Source organism: Veillonella faecalis (assembly GCF_024677885.1).
Classification (GTDB): domain Bacteria; phylum Bacillota; class Negativicutes; order Veillonellales; family Veillonellaceae; genus Veillonella; species Veillonella nakazawae.
In genome coordinates, this window is the sequence record NZ_JALBWL010000003.1 from 193888 (window position 1) to 218337 (window position 24450).

A 24450-nucleotide genomic window follows, 5' to 3' on the forward strand; every position below is an offset into this window, starting at 1 on the left:
CTAAGAAAGGAGGGATACTTTGGAAACGTGGAAACGAACGGTGTACATCAGTTTAGTCTGTGTATTCTGTACAGCCTTTGGTGTAAGCCAGTTAGCTCCAATTCTGCCTTTATACTTTCATGATTTAGGCGTACAAACTCCAGAAGCTATGTCCTTATGGTCTGGCTTAGCCACAGGTGCAACCTATATAATCGTTTGCTTAGCAGCACCATTTTGGGGGCGTGTTGCCGACAAAAAAGGTCGTAAAATTACATTAATACGATCTAGCTTTGGCATGGCATTATGCAATATATTAATTGCTTTTCAAACTACACCCGAAGGGGTTGTTTTAATCCGGCTCATCCAAGGTCTAGTAAGTGGCTTTTACTCGGCATCAATTACATTAATAGCTTCAGAATCACCTATTGAGCGGACAGGTTGGGCCTTAGGATTATTAGCATCTGCTAATCTTGCTGGTTCACTAATAGGACCTTTATTGGGCGGATATATTGCAGATACAGTAGGCATTCGCAATGACTTCATCATCGTCGGTACGCTCATGGGTTTAGCTGGTGTGCTGGCTACTATATTCATCCATGAAAATTATGTACCACAACCGAATCCTGAAAAACTTTCCATCCGTAAGTTGAAAGAGCAAATACCGGAATTTAATAGTATTGTCGCATTATGTGTAGCGTCCTTTATCTATGCAATATGCATCATGTCCTTACAACCTGTTATCTCTGTATATATTAAGGGAATCGTTCCTAGTGATACAGAAAATCTAGCATTTATTGCAGGCGCTGTATTCTCCGCTATGGGTATTGCTCAACTTATGAGTAGTTCTCCACTAGGTAAATTAGTCGACAAGATCGGGCCACGGAAAGTATTAGTAGTATCTCTTATTTATGTAGGGATTCTAAATATCCCTCAAGCCTATGTTTCTGATGTATATCAACTGGCAATCATCAGGTTCCTACAAGGTTTTGGTTTAGGTGGCATGTTGCCTGCCTTAAACACTTACCTCTCTTCAAAAACGCCTCGAGAATTTACAGGCCAAGTATTTTCCTATAATCAGTCTTGTTTATTTTTTGGTTATTTCTTAGGGTCTGTTGGTGGTGCTAGCCTTATGGCATGGCTAGGCTTTACTACCCTATTCTGGGTTAGTGGTGGCTTATTTATTATTTCCGCTCTCTGGATTGGCTTCAAACTTAAATAATATAAAGACATATAAATAGAACCCTATCATGATTGAACTGCACCTCCAAAAATTGGACACAATTTTTGGGGTGCAGTTCATTTTGATCACAATAGGGTTCTTTTATTATGTATTCTAAAATTTAACGTCTTTAATATATCTGTAATTTATGAATTTATAGTTTTACCGCTACATTTTAATCTAATCATAGTAACAAGAGCATAATCACTACTGTAGCAATAATACATGGTACAGCATTGCGTTTTGCCATTTCCATAGGGTTAATACCTGCAAGGCCAGCAATGATGATACCTGCACCTGCTACTGGACTCATACTACGGCCGATACCAGCACCCAATTGAGCCATGGAGCCGAGTTGCATAATGCCATAGCCAAAGTCTGCCGCATGCGGTGTTACAGCTCCGTTAAATGCAAGAGCTGCCGCATTACCAGAACCAGAGATAACTGCCAATAAGAATGGACCAAAGGCTGCACCGATTTGAGCGATTTGTTGAGAGTTCTTCATACCATCAATGAGTGCACTTGTAAGGCCGATATATTGCATACCAGCTGTAAAGGCTGCCGCCGCAGCCATAAGACCCACAACATCACACATACCATCGCCAGTACCGCGGAAGAATTTCTTAACTGCTTCCGTTACATTAGGACGTACGGCAATAATACCGATAGCTGTACCAATGAGCATAGATACAGGAACAGAAATTTCAGGAATCACTGCTACTTGTTTACTACCGAGTACGAGTAATACAAGCGGAATAATTGGGATGATAGCATATAAATAATTTACTTTAAATTCTTTACCTTCTTCTTCGTTAGCCTCTTTCAATACATATCCTGTATGCTCTTTCTTAACGATAGCTACGATATTGAGCAAAATAGCTGCTACGACAATGCCAATAATGGCTTGCATAGAAAAGCTAGCGATAACGGTCATTACGTCTTCACCGGCAAGTTGTGCTACTTGAGGGTTAAACATAAGACCAGGACTCAATGCACTACCCCAAGTCCCTAAGAAAATAGCAGAGCCTGCCATCGCTGGATGCACACCGGAGCGAATAAGTGCAGGAATTAATAGAGCACCTACTGCAGCTGCACAGCCTGCCGCTGTAGGCAACGCTATATTGATCAAGAACGTAATAATAACAGCACCAGGGATGATGATTTTAGTCATTTTTTTAAGGCCTGCAGAGATGAAATATACCATGTGCTCTGTACATTTTGTATACTCCATAACATAACTAAAACCAAGCACTGTACAAATAGTTGGTACAAGACCTGGATTTGTAAGCTCTTTTACAAAGGCTGTCGTACCAGCACTAAGCTGTCCACCAATAAAGCACATTAATAAGCCCGATAATAACAACACAAGCCGTGTTTCAAACTGCTTAATAATGGCAATAAACGTTGCCACTACGATAACAATACCAGCAATAACCATAATCTCTCCAATCCATGTATTCCCTACCAATAGCAAGTATTCTTTGCCATTCTATTACGGAATACACCCTTCTAACCACGTAAAATATGATATTTTAGCTAGTTAACACAGATCTAACTAAATTATATCTACATCAAATATTCCACAGTACTCAACCTAGTTAAGTTTAGTACTTTCTAAGCTAAGCTTTCTTAGCACCGTGTCTAATATCTTAGCTCCCGTAACGATGTCATCCATATCTGCAAATTCAGCCGGATTATGACTGATACCTTCACGGCATGGGATAAAAATCATTCCTGTAGGAACTACATCAGCCCAATGCATGGCATCATGACCAGCACCACTTGGCATAGTCATATAGTCTACGCCTACAGACTGAACAGCCTCTTCAATTTCTCGAATCATAACCGGATTCATCACTACAGGATGATCCTTTGCAACAGGCTCAATCGTATAGGATAAGCCTCGTTTCTCTGCAATAACATCAATAAATTCCTTAATGAGGGTAACTACAGAATCTCGGGCCACCTTAGAAATACTGCGAATATCTACGCCCAGTTTAACGGCCCCAGGAATAACGTTCATCGCTCCTGGCACAACCTCTACTACACCGACTGTACCCACCACTGGAGGCTCTTCTTGCATGGATGCAATCTCTTCAATGCCAAGAATGATTTTAGAAGCCCCACAGAGCGCATCATGACGCAAGTTCATTGGTGTAGCTCCACTATGATCCGCATTGCCACGGATGGTTACATAGAACCGCTCTGGTGCGGCAATACCGGTTACAACACCGATAGGTTTAGCTTCGTGCTCTAGCACCTTACCTTGTTCGATATGAATTTCTGTGAAAGACTTTACAGGTCTCTTATATTCCATATGCTCAATAGCATCTGGATTTAAATTACGTTCTTTTAATGCATCATACAAGGAAATGCCTTGTTTATCTACTAAGCGATGTAAATCTTGCAATGTCAATTCACCGCGCATAGCTTTACTACCCAATGTAGCTGCTCCAAAGCGGCTAGACTCTTCACACATAAAGTCTACTACTGCAATGGTATGGTCATGTTCAAAACCATCATCAGTCATACTGCGAACCGCTTCGATAGCAGATAATACACCTACAACACCATCATAATTGCCCCCATTAGGTACGCTATCCGTATGAGAACCAACCATGACAATCGGTAAGTCAGGATTCTTACCAACCTTATAGCCTATAACATTCCCGAACTCATCAGTTTCCACTGTGAGTCCCGCATCAATCATGCGGTCAATAATATATTGGCGACCTTCCCAATCTGCATCGGTGAAAGCTAGACGATTAATACCTTCACCAGGTGCAGTCAACTGTGCCATAGCATCAAAGTCCTTAGCTAATCGCTCTCGTTGGATCATATAACACCTCACAATCTAATCCCCATATTACATCTAACTTATAGCCCACTATACATATTTCTATGCATCCATCTATATAGTTATGCATCTATATAGTCATGCATCTATAGTTTGGATGTAAGCATCACAATATCTCAATCAATATGGCCTATTTTAAATAGTGCGTAGCAATTGTACCTAATGCAACAATGCCGTTTAACATATCTTCTTCATCGATATCGAATAATGGATTGTGATGAGGTGCTTTAATAGCTGAGCCCAATACCATATAGGTTGCTCGACCACCACGATCAATAACACGATTTAAGAAATACGCACAGTCTTCACTACCGCCGCCGCTATAATCAAATGGCACCTCTTTAAAGATACCCAATGGTTCAATGATAGATTGTACTTCGCGAGCTAAATCATCGCTAATACGGCCTGCAGGAGTTTCACCTTGTTTTGTAATTTCAAAGGTACAATCATGCATTTCTGCAGCACCTTTAATAATGGTCTTAGTGCGTTCAATCATATAATCATTGATCTCTGTAGTAGCACCACGAGTTTCTAATTTAAGTGTTGCTACATCAGGAGTAACATTGCGACCTGTACCACTTTCAAAAACGCCTACATTCATGCGAGATGCACCCCCACTATGGCGAGCAATGGCTTGTAAGTTAATAACAGCTGTACAGCCTGCAAGCATGGCATTTTGAGCCTTTTCTGGAGAACCACCTGCATGGGAAGAATATCCATGGAATACAGCATCAAGTTTTGTAGTTGCTAAAAAGCCATGATCACTACAAGCAAAGCAATTAGATAACTGTTCATTGAATCCGATATGCATGCCGAACATCAAGTCAACGTCATCTACTACGCCAGCCTCTACCATCGCTTTAGCACCACGTACGCCTTCCTCTGCTGGTTGGAAGATAAGTTTAATAGTACCCTTCAAGCCATCCTTATGTGTAGCAATATATTCAGCAAGGCCAAGGCCCATTGTCATATGTGTATCATGACCACAAGCATGCATAGCCTTCTCATGGCGGGAACGGAAACCATTCTTAGCAGGAATATGGTTAGATGCTTTAGATTCGATTACATCATTGGAATCCATATCTGCACGGAACGCTACTACAGGACCATCATCACTAAACTTCATAGTTGCCACAATAGCTGTTTTACCATAGCCCATCTTCTCTACTAGTTCAGGATCAGCACCTTCATCCATAGCACGAGCCATGGCTGCTTTCATAACATCCTCGCTCGGCAAACCCATACGAGAATCTAAATCAAGCACTTCTGCACCGAGTGCCACATCATAACCTAAGGCAATTAGCTTTTCAGCTACTTTAGCGGCAGAACGATATTCGAGCCAAGCTGGCTCTGGATACATATGAAAATCACGACGTAAAGCAATAAAATCATCGCGGCGTTGTTGTACGAAATCTTTTACAGACATAGGAACCTCCTAAAAATTAATTAGTACTTATATATTAACTATATGAATAGATAAGTAAATAGTCAACCAAATAGGTCATGTATACAATATAAAGAGACTAGCTATGATATAATAATAGTAACAAAGGAGGTGCCTATGACATTAAATGTTAATAAAGAAAAACTCACCATTTTAGATGTACAATTTGATAATTATGAGGACTTTGATGCAGTTTGGTATGCCGTAGGTTCATCTATGATTGAAGACTTCACTCCTACAACTGAATCAGTTCTAGAATTAAAAAATTATGTTACAAACAGAAGGAAGGAACTACAAATTGGCTAAGAACCAATACGAAGGTTACCAGTACATAGATTTAGATAATTTCTATACCTATGAAAATTCATTTGTATTAATAAATAAACAAAACATTCTAGATCCTAACTTAGCAAAAAATAATGAGCATTTATATGTATCAAAACGGCTTGCAGATTTATATATGTTACCAATTCCAGTATATTCTATGACTGATATACTAAAGCTCCATAAGTATTTATTCCAAGATGTTTATTCTTGGGCCGGTCAATATAGAAAAGTTAATATTACAAAGAGTGGCAATCCTTTTATGTCGATACAATCATTTAGCTCTGCCGAGAACTTTATAAATGATTTGCTAAATACATATCATCAAAAAACCAATACAAAAGAAAGTATAATTAAGAACTTAGCTAAAATCTTAGATTGCCTAAATTTCTTTCATCCATTTAGGGAAGGTAATGGTCGCACACAACGTGAAGTTATTCGAGTATTAGCATTATCAAAGGGGTATAAAGCTCAAATTCGTGTTTCTGAAGATGATACTATATATAATACCTATATGGACGGAACCGTACATGGCGACTTACAGAAACTAGAACTATTATTTGAAAAAATATTAGAAAAAATATAATATTTGATTACAAAAAACACATATACCTCATGGTATATGTGTTTTCGTTTGTTTATTTCATTTCTACTTTATTCAGTTTTTCTAGTACTTCTCGTTTGATTTGACGGTGTCGATCCCAGGCGATAATAAATACGGTTGCAATGATGCAAATCATGCCAAAAATACCGACCAGCGTAAAACGATTCCCTAGCAATACCCATCCAAAGATCGCTGCTGAGATTGGTTCTAATGATGAAAGTATAGAGCCTTGTACAGCACCAATGAGTCTAACCCCTTCCATATAAGCATTAAAGGATACGACCGTACCAAGTATAATGATGGCGAATAATCCTAACCAGGTCATGCCATCCCAGAGGGCTTCCGATTCTACTTGTTGAAACATAGCTAAGGATAAAATACCACAAATAAACATGGCAAAGCCTACAATGGATGTGGTGCCATATTTCTTTAATAGCTCAATAGGTTGCAATGTATATACACAGATACTGGATGCCGATGCAAGCCCCCAGAATAAAGCAAGCACATTAAAGTTCGAAATATCTAGCCCTTCTTGCATGACGATACAGAGTGTTCCCACCAAGGCTAATACAATACAGAAAAGCTCTGGTACAGATGGCTTTTTAAAGTATCTCAAAAATAAATAGATAATGATCAGCGTAGGCGCAACATATTGAAGGACCGTAGCAATACCGACTCCTGAAATGGCAATAGCCTTGAAGTATGAGTACTGAGCTAAAGCAATACCTAAAATACCAAACACTAATAATTTCCCTATATCCTTTGGTTCTTTAAAGATAGAGAAAATACACTTACCATCCCTTATATAGGCAAGGCCTATCGTCAATATACCTGCTATGAGCAAACGCGCTTCTAGTAGCCACTCCACATTGATATGCTTTGTATTTTCAAGGAATTGTACAGATGTGCCTGAAAGCCCCCAAAATAGGGCCCCTAAAATGGCAAGGCCCATACCTTTCCATTGTTTTTCCTCCATACAACCTCCTCTAACAACTACTTTTACATTATGTACAATCATAACAAAGAGGCCTCTAAATGCAATATCCAGCAAAGAGACCTCAAACTATGTACGTTTTTCTAGAGCAATTATAATAACAGTAGCAATAATCATAGCCATGCCCATTATCCCTAATATACTAAATTGATTATCTAAAAAAGCCCATCCAAAGAAGGCCGCGGAAATTGGTTCAATAGATGATAAGATGGATCCTGGAACGGCGCCAATGCGTTTAACCCCTTCAAGGTACGCATTAAATGATACAATCGTACCGAGAAATACTACATTAAAACAACCCACCACAGTCCATACATCCCACATAGCATACGAATTTGGCTGATGAAATAAAATAGCAGCAACAATACCACTGAGAAGCATACCAAATCCTACAATAGGCAAGGTTCCATATTTATATAATAAATCTACAGGAGAAACACTATATACAGCGACCCCTACAGCAGATAGGAGTCCCCATACGAGCACTGCTAGTGGGAATTGCTCCATAGAAAAGCCATCATTCCCCATCAAACAAATCGTACCTACCAAGGCCAGTATAACGGAGATAATTTCCCCTTTAGAGGGCCTTTTACCATAACGAGCTAGCATATAAATAATAATCATTGATGGCGCCAAGTATTGGAGTACCGTCGCAATACCGGCTCCTGCTAAAGCAATAGATTTAAAGTATGTATATTGGCATAAAGCCATGCCAAATACGCCAAAAACGATAAGGCCTGCTGTATCTTTTAAACTACGAAAGACATGGAAGATAGAATTACCATATTTAAACCATGCATAGATAACAGTCAACAGTCCTGCTGTAATTAACCGCATGGTGACTAGCCATTCCAAGTTCATATCCCTAAAGTTACTTAAGAACTGTACTGAAGCACCTGATACGCCCCATAAAACAGCACCTAATAGGGTTAGTAAGACACCTATAATTTCATATCGCTTCATAGGATTACTCGCCTAAGAGATCCACATGCACTTTTACAACAACCTTGCGGATTTTAATAGGCTTATCATTAACAGCTAATAGTGGTCTATGGATATCAGATGGGAAGAATACTGTATAGTACCCTTCTGGGCAATGAATTTGTCCTTCATCGACAGCTTCGTTTGGGTAGAAATAACAATCACGATCTGGATGAGACTCCACAGGCTTTACGAGGCCTTTATCTACAAAAAAGCCCATATTTTCTTCGCCACATACCATGAATTGAATATCTACATAATTGCGGTGAGACTCAGGTTTTGTAGTTTCAAACAATTTTGTTTCTACATCGTCTACATTGGCGTACATCATGTCCCCTTCAATGGCATGACGACCACCAGGCAATGCTTTCAAATCTGTATTTTTTAGGAAATCCAACGCCCGTACGATAGCTTTAGGATAGCCCATTTTTGTATAATCTGCAGTAATGCTAGAGAAAAACATATACGATCCTTTCCCGATATATGGAAATAACACCCGATACATAAGCAATTATATTATCTTAATGTTAGCACATATATACATAAAGGACTAGCAATTCTATGATTTCCACTGCATCTATACATACCAATGATTAGGTCCCTATATTCTCCGTTATCGATTAAGCCAATCCTAATCTATTTCATATATAGTAAAAGCCCTCCATACGCTACATATATGGAGGGCTCGTGTAAAATACTATTCAAATTTATGACTTACGTCAATTGTTATGCTATTAAGTTGTTACGATATGCAATTATCTATTCAGTTGTAGTGATTCTAACTGTATTTGATACAGTACGTGGACATGTTCTTAACTTTATTCTTGAGTCTTACGAGCAGCGATAATTTCTTCCGCTTGCTTATGTGGAACCTCTTCATAAGTATAGAACTGACGGTTAAATACGCCTTGTCCTTGAGTGATAGAGCGCAATGCAGTTACATAGTCGGCCATTTCAGCCAATGGTACTTGTGCTTTAACAACAGAAATACCTGTTCTTTCACTTTGTTCCATGCCTAATACACGACCTCGACGGCTATTCAAATCACCCATGATGTCGCCCATGAAAGCATCTGGTGCAAACACGTTAACTTCATAGATTGGTTCTAATAGGACTGGTTTCGCCTTAGGAATTACATCCTTGATAGCTTGTGACGTAGCTACTTTAAATGCTAACTCTGAGGAGTCTACGCTATGGTAAGATCCATCCAAGAGTGTCACTTGCACGCCAATCATAGGATATCCCGCAATTAAGCCTTTATCTAGGGTTTCTTTGGCACCCTTTTCCACTGCTGGTATGTATTGTTTAGGTACAGCACCACCAAAGATTTTGTCTACGAATGCAAATTCGCTTCCATCGTATAATGGGTCCACTTGAATCTTAACGTGACCATATTGACCATGACCGCCACTTTGTTTCTTATATTTAGACTCGGTTTCAGCGGAGCCTTTAATTGTTTCGCGGTATGGAATATATGGAGTCACAAGTTTAGCTTGTACGCCATATTTACGATCCATTTTGTTGAGGATATGCTCGAGATGAACCTCGCCCATACAATCGATTTGTAGTTGACGGGCCTCAGCATTTTTCACTACTACGCAAGTAGGATCTTCTTCTGCTACTTTTAGAACAGCACCAGCTAATTTTTCCTCCTCACCTTTTTTCACAGGTTCTAATGCCACTGTGTATAGAGGTTGAGGGAAACGGATAGCGTCGTATGTCACTTTAAAGTCAGGAGCAGTTAATGTATCGCCAGTCTTAGCATTTGCCAATTTCGGTATCACTACGATATCGCCAGCTTTAGCGGCAGATACAGGGATTTGTTGCTTCCCGATAAGGGTAACCATCTTGCCCCATTTTTCTTCTACGCCTTGGTTTACATCATAAAGGCGATCGCCTTCTTTTAGTTCACCAGAGAAGATACGTACAAAGCTTTGTTTGCCTGCGAATGGGTCTAACAATGTTTTAAATACGAATGCAGTTAAAGGTTTATCTACATGTACTACACATTGTTCGCCGGTTTCCGCATCAGTTGCGGTCATCACTTTTTTAGTTGCATCCGGCATGTAACGGATCATACGATCCAATACTTGATCTAGGCCAATACGAGATGTGGCACTGCCACACATGATTGGGCACACACGGCCACTAATCATCCCTTCACGCAAGCCTTGGCGAATTTCCTCTAAAGATAATTCTTCGCCTTCTAAATATTTTTCCAACAATTCATCGCTACCTTCAGCCGCGGCTTCTACGGTCATTTCCCGAATTTCTTGAGCCTTTTCGATAAGGTGAGCTGGTACAGCAATCTCTGTTGGTTGGCCGTCCTTGTAAGTAAACGCAGTCATTTTTGCTACGTCTACGACGCCTTCAAAGTTGGCGCCTTCACCGATAGGAATCTGCAATGGCATAATGCCTTTGCCAAATAATTCCCGCATTCTTTCAATAGTACCGAAGAAATCGGCACCATCCACATCCATTTTATTGATAAATGCCATGCGTGGCATTTGTAATTCAACTGCATAATCCCATGCGCGAACTGTGTCAGTTTCTACACCAGATGTGGCGGATAGTACCATTAACATACCATCGCACGCACGCAAAGCGGCACGAACTTCACCATGGAATTCATTATAGCCTGGAGTATCTACGAAGTTAACCTTATGGTCATGCCATTCACATGGAGCCATGCCCAATTGGATTGTTACGTTACGTTTAATTTCTTCAGGTTCAAAGTCCATAATATGTTTATTATCTTGGCCTTTACCTACGAAATCAACCGCACCAGAGGTTAACAACAAAGATTCGACAAGAGCTGTTTTACCCGCACCATCGTGGGAAACAACAGCAACATTTCTAATTTTATCACTACTGTACTCTTTCATCGGAATCGCCTCCTTAATGGCAAATTACGGCTTTTGCTATTACATTTCGACACCCAAATAGAAAAGTCCTCTTTTTCCGAAAAAATTTATCAAAAAAAGAGGACTCTTTATTAATATTAATTTATAAATTAGTATTATCTACCCATTAAAGAGGCACAGCCACTAAGAAGTGCCATGAAAAGCGCCCAAATTATAGCGAAGATTATGGACGTTAAGATACTAGCAATGAATACTTTCATCTTCGTAAGCATTACTTGTGTTGCCATAAGTTCTAAGGATACCCAAATGGATATAACAAGTAAGGCTATTGTTCCTACAAAATAGATAACACCAGCAAAAGCCCTACTATCGAATGCTAAACCTAACATGCCCATTAAAACCAAGACTATCGTATAACCAATACTAAATAATAGTACGCCATACCCTTGTAGATACCAACTAACTTTCATAATCGCCTGTACATTGTCGGTACCACCCATCTTAGTGATAACCCAGTTATATACATAGGAACCGATGGCAACCATCACAAAGGACCAGCCGATACAAATAAGCCATGCAAAGATGAACATAAAGCTGGCACCGATACCGAGTAAATAGGTTAAACCAGTAAATTCATTATGAGGGAGAAATGGAATTAACATAGTCCCAAATAAAGCCAATATAATATATGGGATAGCCCATAAGAATACAGTGCCCCAGAATCCTTTTTTCAATGTCCCCGATTGTACAACTTGATCAATACCGCCGCTAAAAGGACTCACAAACAACCGCCAAAAATCAGAATACCATTTTGTCTCCATAATACACCTCATGTAATGGGGCCCCATCTCTATATATAGGTAAAACTACCCCAAAACTTATAATAGAATCAATGAATTAGATACACAGAGAAGACTAAAACTCTCCCGTACGCTTGCCGTAATGTTTGGAGTCACCATTTTGCTTCCACCCAACGGTGTCACCGATAGACATAACGCGGCGCGTTAAGCAGTCTTTACATTTGTCTGCATTATCATCTACGCAAGGTTTATTATCGTACAGCAAATATTTTGCACGGTGTTCCGGAATAGTAATGATAGGCATCAAAATATTGGCACCTGCAGCAAGGCCTTTTTCACGGCCTAGTTTATCCAAAGCTTGTAATGCAGTAGTAGCTGCAATATTGACATCTTTCAAGAATAAGCGGGTTAAAGCAATCATCTTAAGACCTAATTGAATACGGCGCAATTTACCAGCTTCGTCATCGATGCCCATCGCTAAAGCCTCTTGGCCTAGCGGCGTATCGTGATGTACCACATACGGTCCCATGCCAATCATATCGATATCCATATCGCGATAAAACAAGATATCATTTACCAAGTCTTCTTCTGTTTGACCAGGCAAACCAATCATAACACCTGTACCTACTTGGAAACCTACGCGGCGCAAGCTACGTAAGCATTCAACGCGCGTTTCAAAAGAGTGCAATTCATCTTGAGGATGAATTTTATGGTACAGTTCTTTATTTGTTGTTTCAATGCGCAATAAATAACGGCTCGCACCGGCTTCACGCATGCGGCGGTACGCCTCTTCGCTTTGTTCCCCTACGCACATCGTAATGCCTAGGGAACCATCGCCGATGGCTTTAATATCGCGAATGAGATCTACCACATAATCGACAAATATATCATCACTGCGTTCACCAGATTGTAGCGTAATAGAACCATATTCATGGTCATAGGCCCACTGTGCCATCTTGATAATATCTTCACGATTCATATCAAAGCGTTCCGTCTTATCATTTTCACGACGGATACCGCAGTAATTACAATTCTTAATGCATCGGTTCGAGAACTCGATAAGGCCACGATAGTACGCTACGGGTTGTACATATTTCGCCTTTACTTCATAAGCCTTTTTATATATTAACTGCAACTGTTCTTCATCAGTTACAGACATGAGAAATCTTAGCTCATCCTCTGTTAGCCATTCATCGCCAACGAGGTCTTTTGCAAGGATGTCTTGCACTTGCAAACAATCACTTCCTTTCATAACGAACCGTCATCGATTCGCTTGGTATGGTAATGGAATCTATGTCAGTGACACAGGTAAATCCATTCACTTCGCTCGGTAAATCCCGCACATGTTTCACTTGTCGAGTTAAACATTCGTGAGCCATCACACCGCGACTCATTTTAGAGGACGTACTCATCTGTTTAAATGTATCGCCTCGTAATTCCCAAAATTCAACGGTCACTACCTTTGGATGGTTTACCATTTTAGCATATTCTTTAGACGCTAGATTGAGAATCCAATCTTCCTTGTGAAAGTAGGCATCTACCGTTTCACGCCACGTGTCATATAAGTTAATGCCTACCTTATCTACCATATCAAGCCGATAATCGCGTACGCCCATCGTAGGCTCTACAACACCGTACAACGCAGACATCACAACAAGATGGCTTTCACCAAAGGCCTTGGCCTCTTCAGTCAAATTCGACCAGTTCAAATATTTGAAAGCAATGCCATCGTAGCTTTCACAAGCATGCCCAACAGGATGGGACTCAAAAGCTTGATAGAAATCAAAGAGCGCCTGCGCCTTATCATCCTTGAGTTTCAAAGCTTTACCAAGGGCCGCCACATCTAGGGACTGCACATGTTTTACAATGTCTTGCGTAATGTGCGGTTGAAATTGACCGTCCTGAACCGCACTATGTACTGCCCCATCATTGCCAACAGTAGTAATCGTTTTTGTCTTACTAGGAGAGAGGACGATTTTCATGAGATAATTCCGCCTTGATAGTTTCCTCTGTCAAATTGTCGATCAACTCAGGATTCCACAACATGAGAGGCACAGCCACAACGTGGCTCGCTTTCAATTCTTTACATAGTTTAATGCATTCTTTAAGGTAATCAGAATCTTCGTCCACAAGGTCACATACGATAACTACGTGACGACCTTTAAGATTGACACCTTCGTAATCGATGCTTTCAGCAGATACAGTAAGCATGCCAGTTTCTAGACGACCTTCGCTCATGTCGTTCAAGCGAGACATTAGAACGTGTTCGAGCATAGTAGATACAGGTGTTACCACGCGACCAATGCCAATAAGCGCCTCAGGTTGGGCGTGAACAATAACTGTTTTCTTGCGTTTATCAGTTCTAAAATCAACGAGAGCTTTTTCTAAAGCGCCAAAGAACACGAATAATTGCCAAGGATCAAAAGAACCTGTTTGGAACATGTCGATAACAGAGCCATCCTCATCCATATTTAGGCGCGTTAATAATTCCTCTGCAATGTCGTTTACTACAACACTAAAATCAGATTGCATTGCATCTTGTACTTTTACTTCCTCTGCCATTAGGTCCTCCAAATTTCTATCTATTACACTGGTGAGGGAATGTTCCCTACAGGATTTATACTATCTTTAATTGTAACATATTTTATAGCCCACATGGTTATTCATGGATACACTTTTTACATAACTACTATACCAGTTATATGACAAAGTAATTCTAATAAAATAATGTTGCATGATTAATGTAACTTTATAAATTTGAATACCTATTATACAAAAAAAGACCGCTAACGCGGTCTTTTCCTATTACCCTACAATGAGTAGGTAAATATTCATAACGGTAACAACAATACCAATGCCCCATAATAGTACATTCGTATATGTATGGTTCGCATATTGCCCCATCACCTTACGGCTACTCGTCATATAGAGCTGCAAGAAAATTGTAATAGGTAGTTGCAAACTCAAGAACATTTGAGATATCAACAATGCTTGAAATGAATCAGTAACAAATACAATCAATAGCAATGCCGGAATGTATGTTAAAGCCAAGCCTAATCGAGTATGGAAGTCTTTCATATCGTAAGACTCACCAAACATACCTGCAAATATACTCGCTCCAGCCATACCTGCTGTAGCAGAAGAGGCAAAGCCCGCAAAAAGCAATGCGATAGCAAAGATAGTACCTGCTGCAGGGCCAATGAGAGGTCGTAACAACTCCTCAGCCTGTTCAAGCTCGGTTACTTCAATGCCGTGAGTAAAGAACACTGCTGCCGCCAGTAAAATCATGGCGGAGTTAATCATCCACCCAATCCCCATAGAGAATAAGGTGTCTAGGAATTCATAACGCAATTGGCACTTCATTATAGAAGGATCTTGCGTATTGAATTGGCGACTTTGGATGATTTCTGAGTGCAAGAACAAATTGTGAGGCATAATAACAGCCCCTAAGATACTCAAAATAACGAGCATCGATTCATTCGGAATCTTAGGATCTACCCACCCAATGCCCGCTGCCGCCCAGTCTACATTGACCATATTGACCTCAATGAGGTAGGCCAATGCAATAAGGGATACAAAACCTGCAATAATCCGCTCCAGTTTTCGATAGGAGTTTGTAATAAGCATAACAGTACATATAACGGCCGTTAATACACTACCTATCAGAAGCGGAATGCCAAAGAGCATTTTCAATGCAATAGCAGCGCCGATAAATTCAGCCAATGCCGTCGCCGCAGCTGCAATGCCAGCTGTACTCAATACAAAGCGAGACACGTAACGCGGTAAAAATTCATAGGCACATTCTGATAAGCATTGGCCCCGTACAATGCCTAAATGAGCCACATTATGCTGCAATAAAATGAGCATAATCGTAGATAGTGTTACTACCCATAAAAGTTCGTAACCATAACTAGCACCGGCTGCTAGATTAGCCGCCCAGTTGCCAGGGTCGATAAACCCTACAGTTACGATAATGCCAGGCCCTATAAATTTAAAGACCTCGCTCACCTGGTGCTTACCATTTTGGTGAACAGTAAACAACTGTTTCTTTAAGAAATCAATCATTATAACTCCTTATTAAGGGTTATAGAGTAAAGGTCATCTCTGTTTGCATGCGAGCATCGGTTTTAGATTTTGTATCCTTACCACCGGTATAACGGATGCGCACATTATTATTTACTTTAACACGAGAATCATCAATTTTGAATTTCTTCATTTTTTCTTTGATTTGTTCATCTGTTAAAGCGCGCTCTTCTGGTTTTGCCACTTCATCATTAGCGGTATCTAAAGCCTCTTGTTGAGATTTAGATACTTGGTATGTTTTACCAGACTTCTTAGCCTTTTCAGCACGTTTTTCGTCTAATTTTTGACGACGCTCTCGGGTAACTTTCTTGTCGCGACCGATACGATAGTCCATTACATCACGCATATTTTCTTGATAAATGCGCAATGCATATTGGCGATCGTTTTCGTTCATTTGCTCCCGTTTAGTTACTACCTCATCGATAAGAGGCATAAGCTCATCCTTTGTATAGCTTGTATTGCCATCAAAGACAAAACCATGTGTATCTGTAATAGCACCGTGCTTAATTAGCGTTTGTAACGCTGTATACGTCCAATCACTTGGCGTAATCACACCTGTACTCACGTGATGTTGTGCTTTACTAGAGCTACTAACAGTCTCTACATCGGCACTCATGCCATCTATCATGGGACGTGCGCTTGGAATAGAAATGCTTTCAGCATGCGCAAAACCAACAGAGGCAACGAGACATAATGCACCGATACCCATAGCGCGACGAAGTAAATGTATGTGACGTGTATATTTTATATTCATAAGAGTCTCCTTAAAATTACATTTGATACAATCTATTATATGAAACCCCTTATCATACGTCAACTCTATAACCTTACACGCCTGTATACATCAATATTTACAAGACCTTAAACTCATTTGAGTCCTTACACATTAAGGTCCATACCTAGTAAATATTACAATAAACAAAAAGACCTCACATCGCGTGATGTGAGGTCTCAGCATGGCGGAGGATTAGGGATTCGAACCCTAGCGACGGTAACCCGCCCTAACGATTTAGCAAACCGTCCTCTTCAGCCTCTTGAGTAATCCTCCATGCTTTACTGGGTAATCATATCATACCCAATAAGGCATTGTCAATCGTATTATTTCAACATGGATTCGATGAACCAGATTTGTTTTACTACTATATTAAATATAGTATTCTATGTAGCCATCAGGGATTTTCTTTTCCTCAGCCTTACCGTTATTAGTACGACGAGGTTTACGGACATACATATTTTCTGGATCTGTTTCAAAGATAACCATGTCTTTAGGGATATCATGTTTAATAACAAGATTACAACCGATTTTTGTGCGCGCACCAATGGTAATATCCCCTAAGATTTTTGTGCCTGTACCGATGAGCACTTCGTCTTCGATTGTTGGATGGCGTTTTACCTGTTTAGAGGACATCCCCCCTAGTGTAACTTGGTGGAATAGTGTTACATTATCCCCTACGATGGCGGTTTCACCGATTACAACGCCCATACCATGGTCAATAAATAAACCGCGGCCAATCGTTGCCCCTGGGTGAATTTCAATGCCCGTTACGTGACGAGAATGTAATGCCACACGACGCGCCAAGGTTGGCCACCCCGCCTTATAGAGGCGGTGCGCAAAGAAATGCCAGAATAAGGCCGTAATATGTGGATACGTCCAAATAACCATCCACACACTTGTTGCGGCTGGGTCAGAATCCATTACGCGCTTAATATTATATTGAATTTTGCCCCATAATTCACGCAAACCTTGCATCATAGTGACTCCATCTCAAATAACTCTACTCATATAACATATAGTATACAACATATGTGGTCTGTATTCCTATACATATGATGTTTTATCTATGCGAAATCCGTTATTTTACATATTCGTTATTAGCAAAATCCAAGAGGGATAAATATTTTTCTACCCCATCTGGTGCAATAACCACTATATTCGCCTTTGGTTCTTCTCGTGCAATGCGCTTAGCCGCTACGATAGCGGCCCCCGCTGAAAGTCCAATAGAAACACCGCTTTCACGCATAAAGGTTTGTACTTCGCCAAAAGCTTCTTCATCACTTACAGTTTGTACGCCGTCCATCAAGCTTTGGTCGAAGTTCTCTGGAATGAAGCCCGCACCAATACCTTGAATTTTGTGAGGACCACCCTTGCCTTCTGTAATAGCCGGAGATCCTGTTGGTTCCACTGCGATAGATTTTAGATTCGGATTATGCTCTTTCAATCGTCTAGTAACACCTGTGAAAGTACCACCTGTACCGATACCTGCCACAAATACGTCTACATTTGGCACTTGTTCTATGATTTCAGCGCCCGTAGTACGGTAATGTATATCTGGATTCGCAGGATTTACAAATTGGCCTAAAGTAAACGCATTAGGATATTTTTCTAAGATTTCATTTGCTCGTTCAAGAGCACCCTTCATGCCTGTTTCTTTCGGTGTTAAGATGAGCTGTGCACCGTACGCCTTAATAAGTTCACGACGTTCTTTACTCATGCTTTCAGGCATAATAATTACAGTTTTAATATGTAAGATAGCGCCCACCATGGCAAGAGCAATACCTGTATTGCCACTTGTAGCCTCTACGATGATGCTATCCTCGTGAAGGCGTCCTTTTTCCTTAGCATCTTGCAACATACCAAGTACTGCGCGATCTTTCACAGAACCGCCTACATTATATTTTTCAAGTTTTACATAAATATTGGTATTTGGTAATTGATATACCGGAGTTTTACCAATCAGTTCAGTTGTTTGATTTGTGACTATACTCATCTGATTCTCCTTTTGGTGATAGATGATAAAAATCGTCCTCAGGAACATCCCAAGGACGATATGAATTTCACCTTGTTATTCTCTATACACTGGATATAACCATTTGTGTATTCTCATAAATACAATCATACTCTATCACCTGCATCTATGCATTGTCAAGAGAATGAGAACCGCTTTTAAAACCCTAAAAATATAGGAAATAACTAGGTTTATTTATAATTTTGTCAGTGTATCTACCACCATACCCCAAGTAACAGGCACCATAATAATAACTAGCGCGAGTCCAATAAAGATGACTGTCCCTAGTATAACGGTAAGTCGTGGAAGGATGGCTATCACGGTACTATTCGCTACATTATACGCCTTATCTATGTCATAGTGTAGCGCTACATAGCCCCACAGGTATCCTGCTATCACATATATCGCTACATAAGGGTATAGTATGATATGCGTTGATGTCATCGTTTCAACATGCATTAGCCGATTGATGACTGGTGAAAGTAGCACATTAGCAAGCATCGCTATAAGCTTGAACCAAATAAGGCATATAATATAAGGCCACATGGTTCTCATGGTCATCCGTATCATGTAAATCAATCCTACAATAGCTAAGCCCAACCCGCCCTTTTCATGGGCCATGTACTGTTCCATCCAGGAAGGTTGTTCTTTACCTTGATGCAATTGGTCATAGTGAAACGATAAGTTTCTTTCACCATGAGCCAAATCGACGAGACCTAACACTTGTAGCAATACCAGAACAAAGACGACAACAACGCCTATTTGGAAGCTTTCACTAAAGAATATAGCCATCGGATCAATAGCCAGCTCACGCAGAACAGATAGATTGCCATACACATCATAAAACACAGCATATAGGCCATTTGTTATGAGTACATCCACAATAAACAGGGTCAATATAAAAATAAGATACCCATTCCACCGAGTCCATCGACTCAGATGTGATAACTTCGTATGCTCCCCTACGATTATGGATGCAGGGTGAATAGACAATATCACACCGATCATAAAAAACATTATAAACGATGTGACCATTGTTAAATATTCGTATGCCATATTAACGGTATGCTACGCGCTCAGGCTGCATATCGTGGAAATGAAGACGCTCTTTTGCAGTCTTTTCCCACTCTGTACCAGGCTTGCCATAGTTTGCGTATGGGTCGATGGACAAACCACCGCGCGGCGTAAACTTGCCCCATACCTCGATGTACTTAGGATCCATCAACTTCACAAGGTCTTTCATGATGATGTTGATGCAGTCCTCGTGAAAGTCCCCGTGATTGCGGAAACTAAATAGGTATAATTTCAAAGACTTGGACTCTACCATTTTCTTATCTGGTACATAAGAAATGTAGATCGTCGCAAAATCTGGTTGACCGGTCATAGGGCACAAGCTAGTAAACTCAGGACAATTAAATTTAACAAAATAATCATTATCAGGGTGCTTGTTATCAAATGCCTCTAACACCTGTGGTGCATAATCAGTAGGGTAATCGGTCTTGTGACCTAACATCGTTACCCCTTGTAACTCTTTTTCAGATCTGCCGGATGCCATAGGGAACCTCTTTCTATAAACTCTATAACTCTATAATTAGATATACTAAATAATTCATGTAACACTTAATTATAGCATATAAAAGAATACACTACTGATAGAGATAAACGATTTCAGACTATAGTTAAATGACCAGTTCATCCTATGTCTCTAAATAAACTATCCTATCCCCATAATCTAGTTCAATTATATTACGCTCACATATAGATTGTATAAAATTAAAATTTATAATAAAATATTCATATACATTTGGTAACGTTAATACATTCAAAATGATATAACACCTTATGGAGGTCACTTATGAAATTAAAACAGCTTATTTTATCCAGCATCACTGTAGGTGCATTAGCTTTCACATTTGGCACAGTACAGCCTGCACAGGCGGCTATTGGCATGGAGAATCCTGGTCCAGCTATGAATCTTGAAAAGCCTGCATCTGTTACGACTGCTCATCATATCAATGTAGATGGTAAAGTGGTTGAACCTATTAACGGTCAACAAAATGTAATCTATGTAGATGGTCAACCGCTCGTAGCATTGCGCCAAGTATCTGAAGCATTGGGCTATAAAGTGGCATGGGATGAGCCTACTAAAACAGCATTAGTAGACATGAATATCGCTACATTAGCTATCCAACCTGATTCTGCAGAGATAGTGCGCCATGGTAAATTGAAAATCATCAACCTTGATACTTCTGAATCCTTCTTGCCTGCAGCTCGCAAAGTAGATGGTACTATCTTTGTAAAACCTCAAGTATTCAAATTATTATTGAATGATGTAAAAATTACAAAGGATGAAATCTTCATCGCTCCTCAACGTGTCCAATTAGCATCTACTACAAACACAGAGGTATCTCATAAGAATGAACTCAACACATTCTTACCACCATCTCAAAAAGATGTGAAGAAAAAAGAAGAGCCAAAAGCTACAGAAAAACCTCTTATTAAAATCAAAAAATCTGTATCCAAAGACACTGTAACTGTAGACGATCAAACTCCATCTACAAATACATCTGAATACCAACGCGCTAACGGATTAGATCGATAAGTAAAGCAATTAGATTGTTAAATAAATCTATTAAAGATGTAACGCAATCTAGGCAAACAAAAAAGGTCCCATAACGGGACCTTTTCTTTTTATAGTCATAAATGGCTGTTCAAAACTAGAATTTGTAATCTCTACCAAGCACTCTATTAAATTTGGCAAGCCAATAGCTAAGGCTATTTGCTTCAGGGCTATAGTCTGCTGGATCATCATCAGTAACAGTAGTCTCTGGCCAGTCTTTTACTTCTGTTGTAGCAGGGTCTTTAATAACATATGTGCTATTATCTGTATTGTTGTTATTGGATACATATGTAGTATCTGCGCCATAGCGTGTACCGTTAGGGCTCAATGTTGTAGGATTGTAAGTATTATAATCCATAGATGCGGATGCTTGTTGTGGTGCTAATGCAGCAACACCTAATGCAAGTACAGCTGCGGCCAAAACGATAGAGAATTGTTTTGATGCTTTCATAAAAAACCTCCAAATAACACAAAAGTATTATATCAAAAATTATGATAACGGAGATTTATTATAAACCATCTACATAAACGCACAATGAAAGAGAGTTAATATCATTTATATTTCATTTATCACTTTATTTTGATACCTTTAAAAGCATCTTTCACCTCATCAATTTGGCGTTTTACATCACCAACAGATTCTTTTACATCATCGGGAACCTTGATGCTATCTATACCTTTAGCTGACTCAGAGGCACGCTTACTATTTTCACCAGCTTGCTTCATCCCCTCTTTAATCCGATCCATATTCTCATCGATCTCATCGAAGGATTCGTCGTAGAGGATAAAATTACTACCCCCATGGGATGTAATGTTGAGAGGCCCCATGGTGAGCTGCCCATTATCGATACGCAACGCATCTGTAGAAATAGTCGTAATATTCGTATTAACTGTCACATCACTAAAGGATAAATGACGTCCTTTATTGTGAAAGTTTCCTGTAATATTTTTAATTGGAATGAGCATATAATGGCCTTCTCCAGACCAGAAATTTCCCCATACCTCCATGTCACGAGGCTGGCCCTCGCTTTTAAAGTTCAAATTAGCCGACACCGGTACAACAAATTCAGGTGTTTTAAGAGCCTCACTACTATCAAGGTCCTTTGCTATCCCTGTAATCGTATAAGCTCGAGTATCTAAGTTATATATGCCCTTTGCCTCTAGCTTTCCACCGTATACATTGGCATTTACATTTTCAAAGTTCAAAATGCCGTCTTGGTACGTTACATCGCCTACTACATTTTCAAAGGTAAGCGCAGGAATTCGTAAAACAGGCATCGTTACACGACCTTTAGCCAATGGACGATTAAAATCACCAGTTACCTTTGTCAACAAAGTCATTGCATCGTGGATATTATCGCCAAAACCGAGTGATGATGGGTCCACACCCTTTACATCAAACTGTAAGTCTAACTGAGGCATGCGATGCTTTAATACATCCTTTAGATCAACACGACCTTTTAGTGTAAGGCCATCACCAATGGCTGTGCCACCGAACTTACCCGTTTCCATATCAATACGAATAGCACGGTTACTATCAAGATGTATCTTAGAATTCACGTTCCTCATTACATAGTGACGATTTTTCTGAAAGATTTCTAGCTGGTTATTCCTAAGTGTAATGGTAAGATTCAAATGTTGGCCTTCCCAATTAAAGTTACGAACCTTCTTGCCCAGTTCCTCCTGTCGCTCTTGAGTCGTCTTTTTCGGAGGTTTAGGTCGCGGCTCTACCTCATTGAGTGGCTTGTTTACATCAGGTGAAGCAGGCACAAAGTCAAGACGGTTGTTATCGTCTAAATCGACTACAATGGTCGCATCATTTAGCTCGATTCCGTTTATAGCAGAGGCCTTAAAATTCCGTGTTATTATGTCCCACATATTAACGCGAATCTTTCCATCTGGAACTGTAAGCAACTCTCGGCCTTCTGGATCCTTCCATACCAAGTCAGTAAAGGATAATGTTCCCCACGGTGTTGCAGTTAAACTCTCTACCGTTACAGTCCCTCTCATCATCGTTTGACGAGCCATTACCTCGTTAAAAATAACGCCCATCCCACGGCTCGCTATCGTAGCGAGCACAAAGACTATAATCGCTCCAATGGCAAGAAAAGCAGCAATGCCTTTTAAGCCTTTCTTATACAATTGTTTATATTTCGTCCAATAGGAATGTATGTAATATTTCATAGCATTATTATATCATGATGTATTTATAATTTTATTTTAATGGGGCCCTAAAACGTAGCGGCCGGTATATTGAAATGAGTGGTCTATACAACTTCGCTCCAAAGCAAGCTAAGTCGCTCATTATGTATAGACCACTCATTTCATAACGTTTGTTACAAAGGTGTCCCATTAAAATAAAATATATTCCTAAACTCTGATAATAATAATGATATGAAGCATTACTCGAAAAGAGTTAAACAGAAAAAAGACGAGGGTAAACCTCGTCTCTTTTCTATTTTAGTATTCGGTTGTTATGCTTCGTCGTCTGTTACAGCTTTGGTGCCTCTTGTGCCTGTCCGTATACGCATAGCGTCTTCTACATCATATACAAAGATTTTACCGTCCCCTACTTCACCGGTTTGTAATGTATTACGTGCTGTGTCCATCACGAGATCCACAGGCACATCACACACAACGGTTTCAACTTTTACCATAGGAATTAAATTTACATCATATTGTTGGCCCCGATATACTTCGGTATGGCCCTTTTGTAATCCACAGCCAAAGACTTGTGACACCGTCATGCCTTGAATGCCAATCTTGTTTAACGCCTCTTTTAAATCCTCTAGCTGCTCTGCACGAGCGATTATATCTACCTTTTTCATTCGTTTCATATATCTATCTCCTATACGGTACAAAAGTACACATTATATGACCTAACTTTCACCAATT

General features: G+C 39.9%; 24 protein-coding genes and 1 tRNA gene. 4 read left to right on the forward strand and 21 right to left on the reverse strand.

The window, feature by feature from the left end:
• The first annotated feature begins 19 nt into the window (after positions 1-19).
• Complete coding sequence (locus tag MOQ65_RS07570; RefSeq protein WP_257847169.1) at positions 20-1198, forward strand: MFS transporter; 1179 nt, start codon at positions 20-22, stop codon at positions 1196-1198.
• Between the two features lie 184 nt (positions 1199-1382).
• Here MOQ65_RS07570 and dcuC read toward each other — a convergent pair whose 3' ends face one another.
• The 3 genes from dcuC to MOQ65_RS07585 form a co-directional block, all read right to left on the reverse strand.
• Positions 1383-2636, reverse strand: a complete 1254-nt coding sequence (gene dcuC / locus MOQ65_RS07575; RefSeq protein WP_257847170.1) for a C4-dicarboxylate transporter DcuC — start codon at positions 2634-2636, stop codon at positions 1383-1385.
• Positions 2637-2792: 156 nt separating this feature from the next.
• Positions 2793-4037 carry a M20 family metallo-hydrolase gene (locus MOQ65_RS07580; protein WP_257847171.1) on the reverse strand — a complete coding sequence of 415 codons (1245 nt, stop codon included), beginning with the start codon at positions 4035-4037 and terminating at the stop codon, positions 2793-2795.
• Positions 4038-4185: 148 nt separating this feature from the next.
• Positions 4186-5481, reverse strand: coding sequence for an amidohydrolase (locus MOQ65_RS07585; protein ID WP_257847172.1), 1296 nt, complete (start codon positions 5479-5481; stop codon positions 4186-4188).
• A gap of 135 nt (positions 5482-5616) precedes the next feature.
• Here MOQ65_RS07585 and MOQ65_RS07590 point away from each other — a divergent pair, with 135 nt between their 5' ends.
• Together MOQ65_RS07590 and MOQ65_RS07595 are read left to right on the forward strand one after the other, a co-directional pair.
• Entirely contained in the window at positions 5617-5805 is a 189-nt protein-coding gene (locus MOQ65_RS07590; protein ID WP_060925036.1) for a hypothetical protein, read from the forward strand.
• Positions 5798-6409: a Fic/DOC family protein gene (locus MOQ65_RS07595; RefSeq protein WP_257847173.1), complete on the forward strand. Its 612-nt coding sequence runs from the start codon at positions 5798-5800 to the stop codon at positions 6407-6409. Before MOQ65_RS07590 ends, MOQ65_RS07595 begins: the two co-directional genes overlap by 8 nt.
• 52 nt (positions 6410-6461) lie before the next feature.
• Here MOQ65_RS07595 and MOQ65_RS07600 read toward each other — a convergent pair whose 3' ends face one another.
• The 15 genes from MOQ65_RS07600 to queF all read right to left on the reverse strand — a co-directional run bounded on the left by MOQ65_RS07600 (position 6462) and on the right by queF (position 20490).
• Positions 6462-7403, reverse strand: a complete 942-nt coding sequence (locus MOQ65_RS07600; RefSeq protein ID WP_257847174.1) for a DMT family transporter — start codon at positions 7401-7403, stop codon at positions 6462-6464.
• Positions 7404-7490: 87 nt separating this feature from the next.
• On the reverse strand, positions 7491-8384 hold the full coding sequence (locus tag MOQ65_RS07605) for a DMT family transporter (protein ID WP_257847175.1): 894 nt from the start codon (positions 8382-8384) through the stop codon (positions 7491-7493).
• A gap of 4 nt (positions 8385-8388) precedes the next feature.
• Positions 8389-8865: a NanQ anomerase/TabA/YiaL family protein gene (locus MOQ65_RS07610; protein ID WP_227720643.1), complete on the reverse strand. Its 477-nt coding sequence runs from the start codon at positions 8863-8865 to the stop codon at positions 8389-8391.
• A 355-nt stretch (positions 8866-9220) separates the two neighbouring features.
• Positions 9221-11287 carry an elongation factor G gene (gene fusA, locus MOQ65_RS07615; RefSeq protein WP_060925032.1) on the reverse strand — a complete coding sequence of 689 codons (2067 nt, stop codon included), beginning with the start codon at positions 11285-11287 and terminating at the stop codon, positions 9221-9223.
• 134 nt (positions 11288-11421) lie between these two features.
• Positions 11422-12087: a hypothetical protein gene (locus tag MOQ65_RS07620; protein ID WP_155086848.1), complete on the reverse strand. Its 666-nt coding sequence runs from the start codon at positions 12085-12087 to the stop codon at positions 11422-11424.
• 94 nt (positions 12088-12181) lie between these two features.
• Positions 12182-13318 (reverse strand): [FeFe] hydrogenase H-cluster radical SAM maturase HydE, encoded by a 1137-nt coding sequence (hydE, locus tag MOQ65_RS07625; protein ID WP_257847176.1) that lies wholly within the window; start codon positions 13316-13318, stop codon positions 12182-12184.
• Positions 13305-14048: a YaaA family protein gene (locus tag MOQ65_RS07630; RefSeq protein ID WP_257847177.1), complete on the reverse strand. Its 744-nt coding sequence runs from the start codon at positions 14046-14048 to the stop codon at positions 13305-13307. The genes hydE and MOQ65_RS07630 overlap by 14 nt, the downstream gene beginning before the upstream one ends.
• Positions 14026-14628 carry a hypothetical protein gene (locus MOQ65_RS07635; RefSeq protein WP_257847178.1) on the reverse strand — a complete coding sequence of 201 codons (603 nt, stop codon included), beginning with the start codon at positions 14626-14628 and terminating at the stop codon, positions 14026-14028. Before MOQ65_RS07635 ends, MOQ65_RS07630 begins: the two co-directional genes overlap by 23 nt.
• 243 nt (positions 14629-14871) lie before the next feature.
• A complete protein-coding gene (locus MOQ65_RS07640; protein WP_257847179.1) occupies positions 14872-16131 on the reverse strand; it encodes an Nramp family divalent metal transporter in 1260 nt (419 codons plus the stop codon).
• Positions 16132-16150: 19 nt separating this feature from the next.
• Complete coding sequence (locus tag MOQ65_RS07645) at positions 16151-16903, reverse strand: hypothetical protein (protein WP_119206580.1); 753 nt, start codon at positions 16901-16903, stop codon at positions 16151-16153.
• A gap of 203 nt (positions 16904-17106) precedes the next feature.
• Positions 17107-17197 (reverse strand) — tRNA-Ser (locus tag MOQ65_RS07650).
• 96 nt (positions 17198-17293) lie between these two features.
• The gene (gene epsC / locus MOQ65_RS07655) at positions 17294-17902 is read right to left on the reverse strand and encodes a serine O-acetyltransferase EpsC (RefSeq protein ID WP_105094553.1); all 609 of its coding nucleotides are present in this window, start codon (positions 17900-17902) and stop codon (positions 17294-17296) included.
• 100 nt (positions 17903-18002) lie between these two features.
• On the reverse strand, positions 18003-18917 hold the full coding sequence (gene cysK / locus MOQ65_RS07660; protein WP_257847180.1) for a cysteine synthase A: 915 nt from the start codon (positions 18915-18917) through the stop codon (positions 18003-18005).
• Positions 18918-19130: 213 nt separating this feature from the next.
• Positions 19131-19943, reverse strand: a complete 813-nt coding sequence (locus MOQ65_RS07665) for a hypothetical protein (RefSeq protein ID WP_257847181.1) — start codon at positions 19941-19943, stop codon at positions 19131-19133.
• 49 nt (positions 19944-19992) lie between these two features.
• Entirely contained in the window at positions 19993-20490 is a 498-nt protein-coding gene (gene queF / locus MOQ65_RS07670) for a preQ(1) synthase (RefSeq protein WP_004697960.1), read from the reverse strand.
• A gap of 300 nt (positions 20491-20790) precedes the next feature.
• On the opposite strand from queF, the gene MOQ65_RS07675 reads away from it, so the two are divergent.
• Entirely contained in the window at positions 20791-21537 is a 747-nt protein-coding gene (locus MOQ65_RS07675) for a stalk domain-containing protein (protein WP_257847182.1), read from the forward strand.
• Positions 21538-21652: 115 nt separating this feature from the next.
• Here the strand turns inward: MOQ65_RS07675 and MOQ65_RS07680 are convergent, their stop codons facing one another.
• The 3 genes from MOQ65_RS07680 to MOQ65_RS07690 all read right to left on the reverse strand — a co-directional run bounded on the left by MOQ65_RS07680 (position 21653) and on the right by MOQ65_RS07690 (position 24392).
• A complete protein-coding gene (locus MOQ65_RS07680; protein ID WP_257847183.1) occupies positions 21653-22006 on the reverse strand; it encodes a hypothetical protein in 354 nt (117 codons plus the stop codon).
• A gap of 119 nt (positions 22007-22125) precedes the next feature.
• Positions 22126-23739: an AsmA family protein gene (locus MOQ65_RS07685; protein ID WP_257847184.1), complete on the reverse strand. Its 1614-nt coding sequence runs from the start codon at positions 23737-23739 to the stop codon at positions 22126-22128.
• Positions 23740-24029: 290 nt separating this feature from the next.
• On the reverse strand, positions 24030-24392 hold the full coding sequence (locus MOQ65_RS07690) for a P-II family nitrogen regulator (RefSeq protein WP_105086369.1): 363 nt from the start codon (positions 24390-24392) through the stop codon (positions 24030-24032).
• Positions 24393-24450 lie beyond the last annotated feature (58 nt).

Bases quoted from the DNA above. Each gene is read 5' to 3' on its own strand.
- MOQ65_RS07680 (WP_257847183.1), bottom strand. From the start codon at position 22,006: ATGAAAGCATCAAAACAATTCTCTATCGTTTTGGCCGCAGCTGTACTT.
- MOQ65_RS07580 (WP_257847171.1), bottom strand. From the start codon at position 4,037: ATGATCCAACGAGAGCGATTAGCTAAGGACTTTGATGCTATGGCACAG.
- cysK (WP_257847180.1), bottom strand. From the start codon at position 18,917: ATGAGTATAGTCACAAATCAAACAACTGAACTGATTGGTAAAACTCCG.
- MOQ65_RS07600 (WP_257847174.1), bottom strand. From the start codon at position 7,403: ATGGAGGAAAAACAATGGAAAGGTATGGGCCTTGCCATTTTAGGGGCC.
- queF (WP_004697960.1), bottom strand. From the start codon at position 20,490: ATGGCATCCGGCAGATCTGAAAAAGAGTTACAAGGGGTAACGATGTTA.
- MOQ65_RS07665 (WP_257847181.1), bottom strand. From the start codon at position 19,943: ATGATCGGTGTGATATTGTCTATTCACCCTGCATCCATAATCGTAGGG.
- MOQ65_RS07630 (WP_257847177.1), bottom strand. From the start codon at position 14,048: ATGAAAATCGTCCTCTCTCCTAGTAAGACAAAAACGATTACTACTGTT.
- MOQ65_RS07585 (WP_257847172.1), bottom strand. From the start codon at position 5,481: ATGTCTGTAAAAGATTTCGTACAACAACGCCGCGATGATTTTATTGCT.
- hydE (WP_257847176.1), bottom strand. From the start codon at position 13,318: ATGAAAGGAAGTGATTGTTTGCAAGTGCAAGACATCCTTGCAAAAGAC.
- MOQ65_RS07640 (WP_257847179.1), bottom strand. From the start codon at position 16,131: ATGATTGATTTCTTAAAGAAACAGTTGTTTACTGTTCACCAAAATGGT.
- dcuC (WP_257847170.1), bottom strand. From the start codon at position 2,636: ATGGTTATTGCTGGTATTGTTATCGTAGTGGCAACGTTTATTGCCATT.
- MOQ65_RS07620 (WP_155086848.1), bottom strand. From the start codon at position 12,087: ATGGAGACAAAATGGTATTCTGATTTTTGGCGGTTGTTTGTGAGTCCT.
- MOQ65_RS07690 (WP_105086369.1), bottom strand. From the start codon at position 24,392: ATGAAACGAATGAAAAAGGTAGATATAATCGCTCGTGCAGAGCAGCTA.
- fusA (WP_060925032.1), bottom strand. From the start codon at position 11,287: ATGAAAGAGTACAGTAGTGATAAAATTAGAAATGTTGCTGTTGTTTCC.
- epsC (WP_105094553.1), bottom strand. From the start codon at position 17,902: ATGATGCAAGGTTTGCGTGAATTATGGGGCAAAATTCAATATAATATT.
- MOQ65_RS07605 (WP_257847175.1), bottom strand. From the start codon at position 8,384: ATGAAGCGATATGAAATTATAGGTGTCTTACTAACCCTATTAGGTGCT.
- MOQ65_RS07645 (WP_119206580.1), bottom strand. From the start codon at position 16,903: ATGAATATAAAATATACACGTCACATACATTTACTTCGTCGCGCTATG.
- MOQ65_RS07610 (WP_227720643.1), bottom strand. From the start codon at position 8,865: ATGTTTTTCTCTAGCATTACTGCAGATTATACAAAAATGGGCTATCCT.
- MOQ65_RS07675 (WP_257847182.1), top strand. From the start codon at position 20,791: ATGAAATTAAAACAGCTTATTTTATCCAGCATCACTGTAGGTGCATTA.
- MOQ65_RS07590 (WP_060925036.1), top strand. From the start codon at position 5,617: ATGACATTAAATGTTAATAAAGAAAAACTCACCATTTTAGATGTACAA.
- MOQ65_RS07635 (WP_257847178.1), bottom strand. From the start codon at position 14,628: ATGGCAGAGGAAGTAAAAGTACAAGATGCAATGCAATCTGATTTTAGT.
- MOQ65_RS07685 (WP_257847184.1), bottom strand. From the start codon at position 23,739: ATGAAATATTACATACATTCCTATTGGACGAAATATAAACAATTGTAT.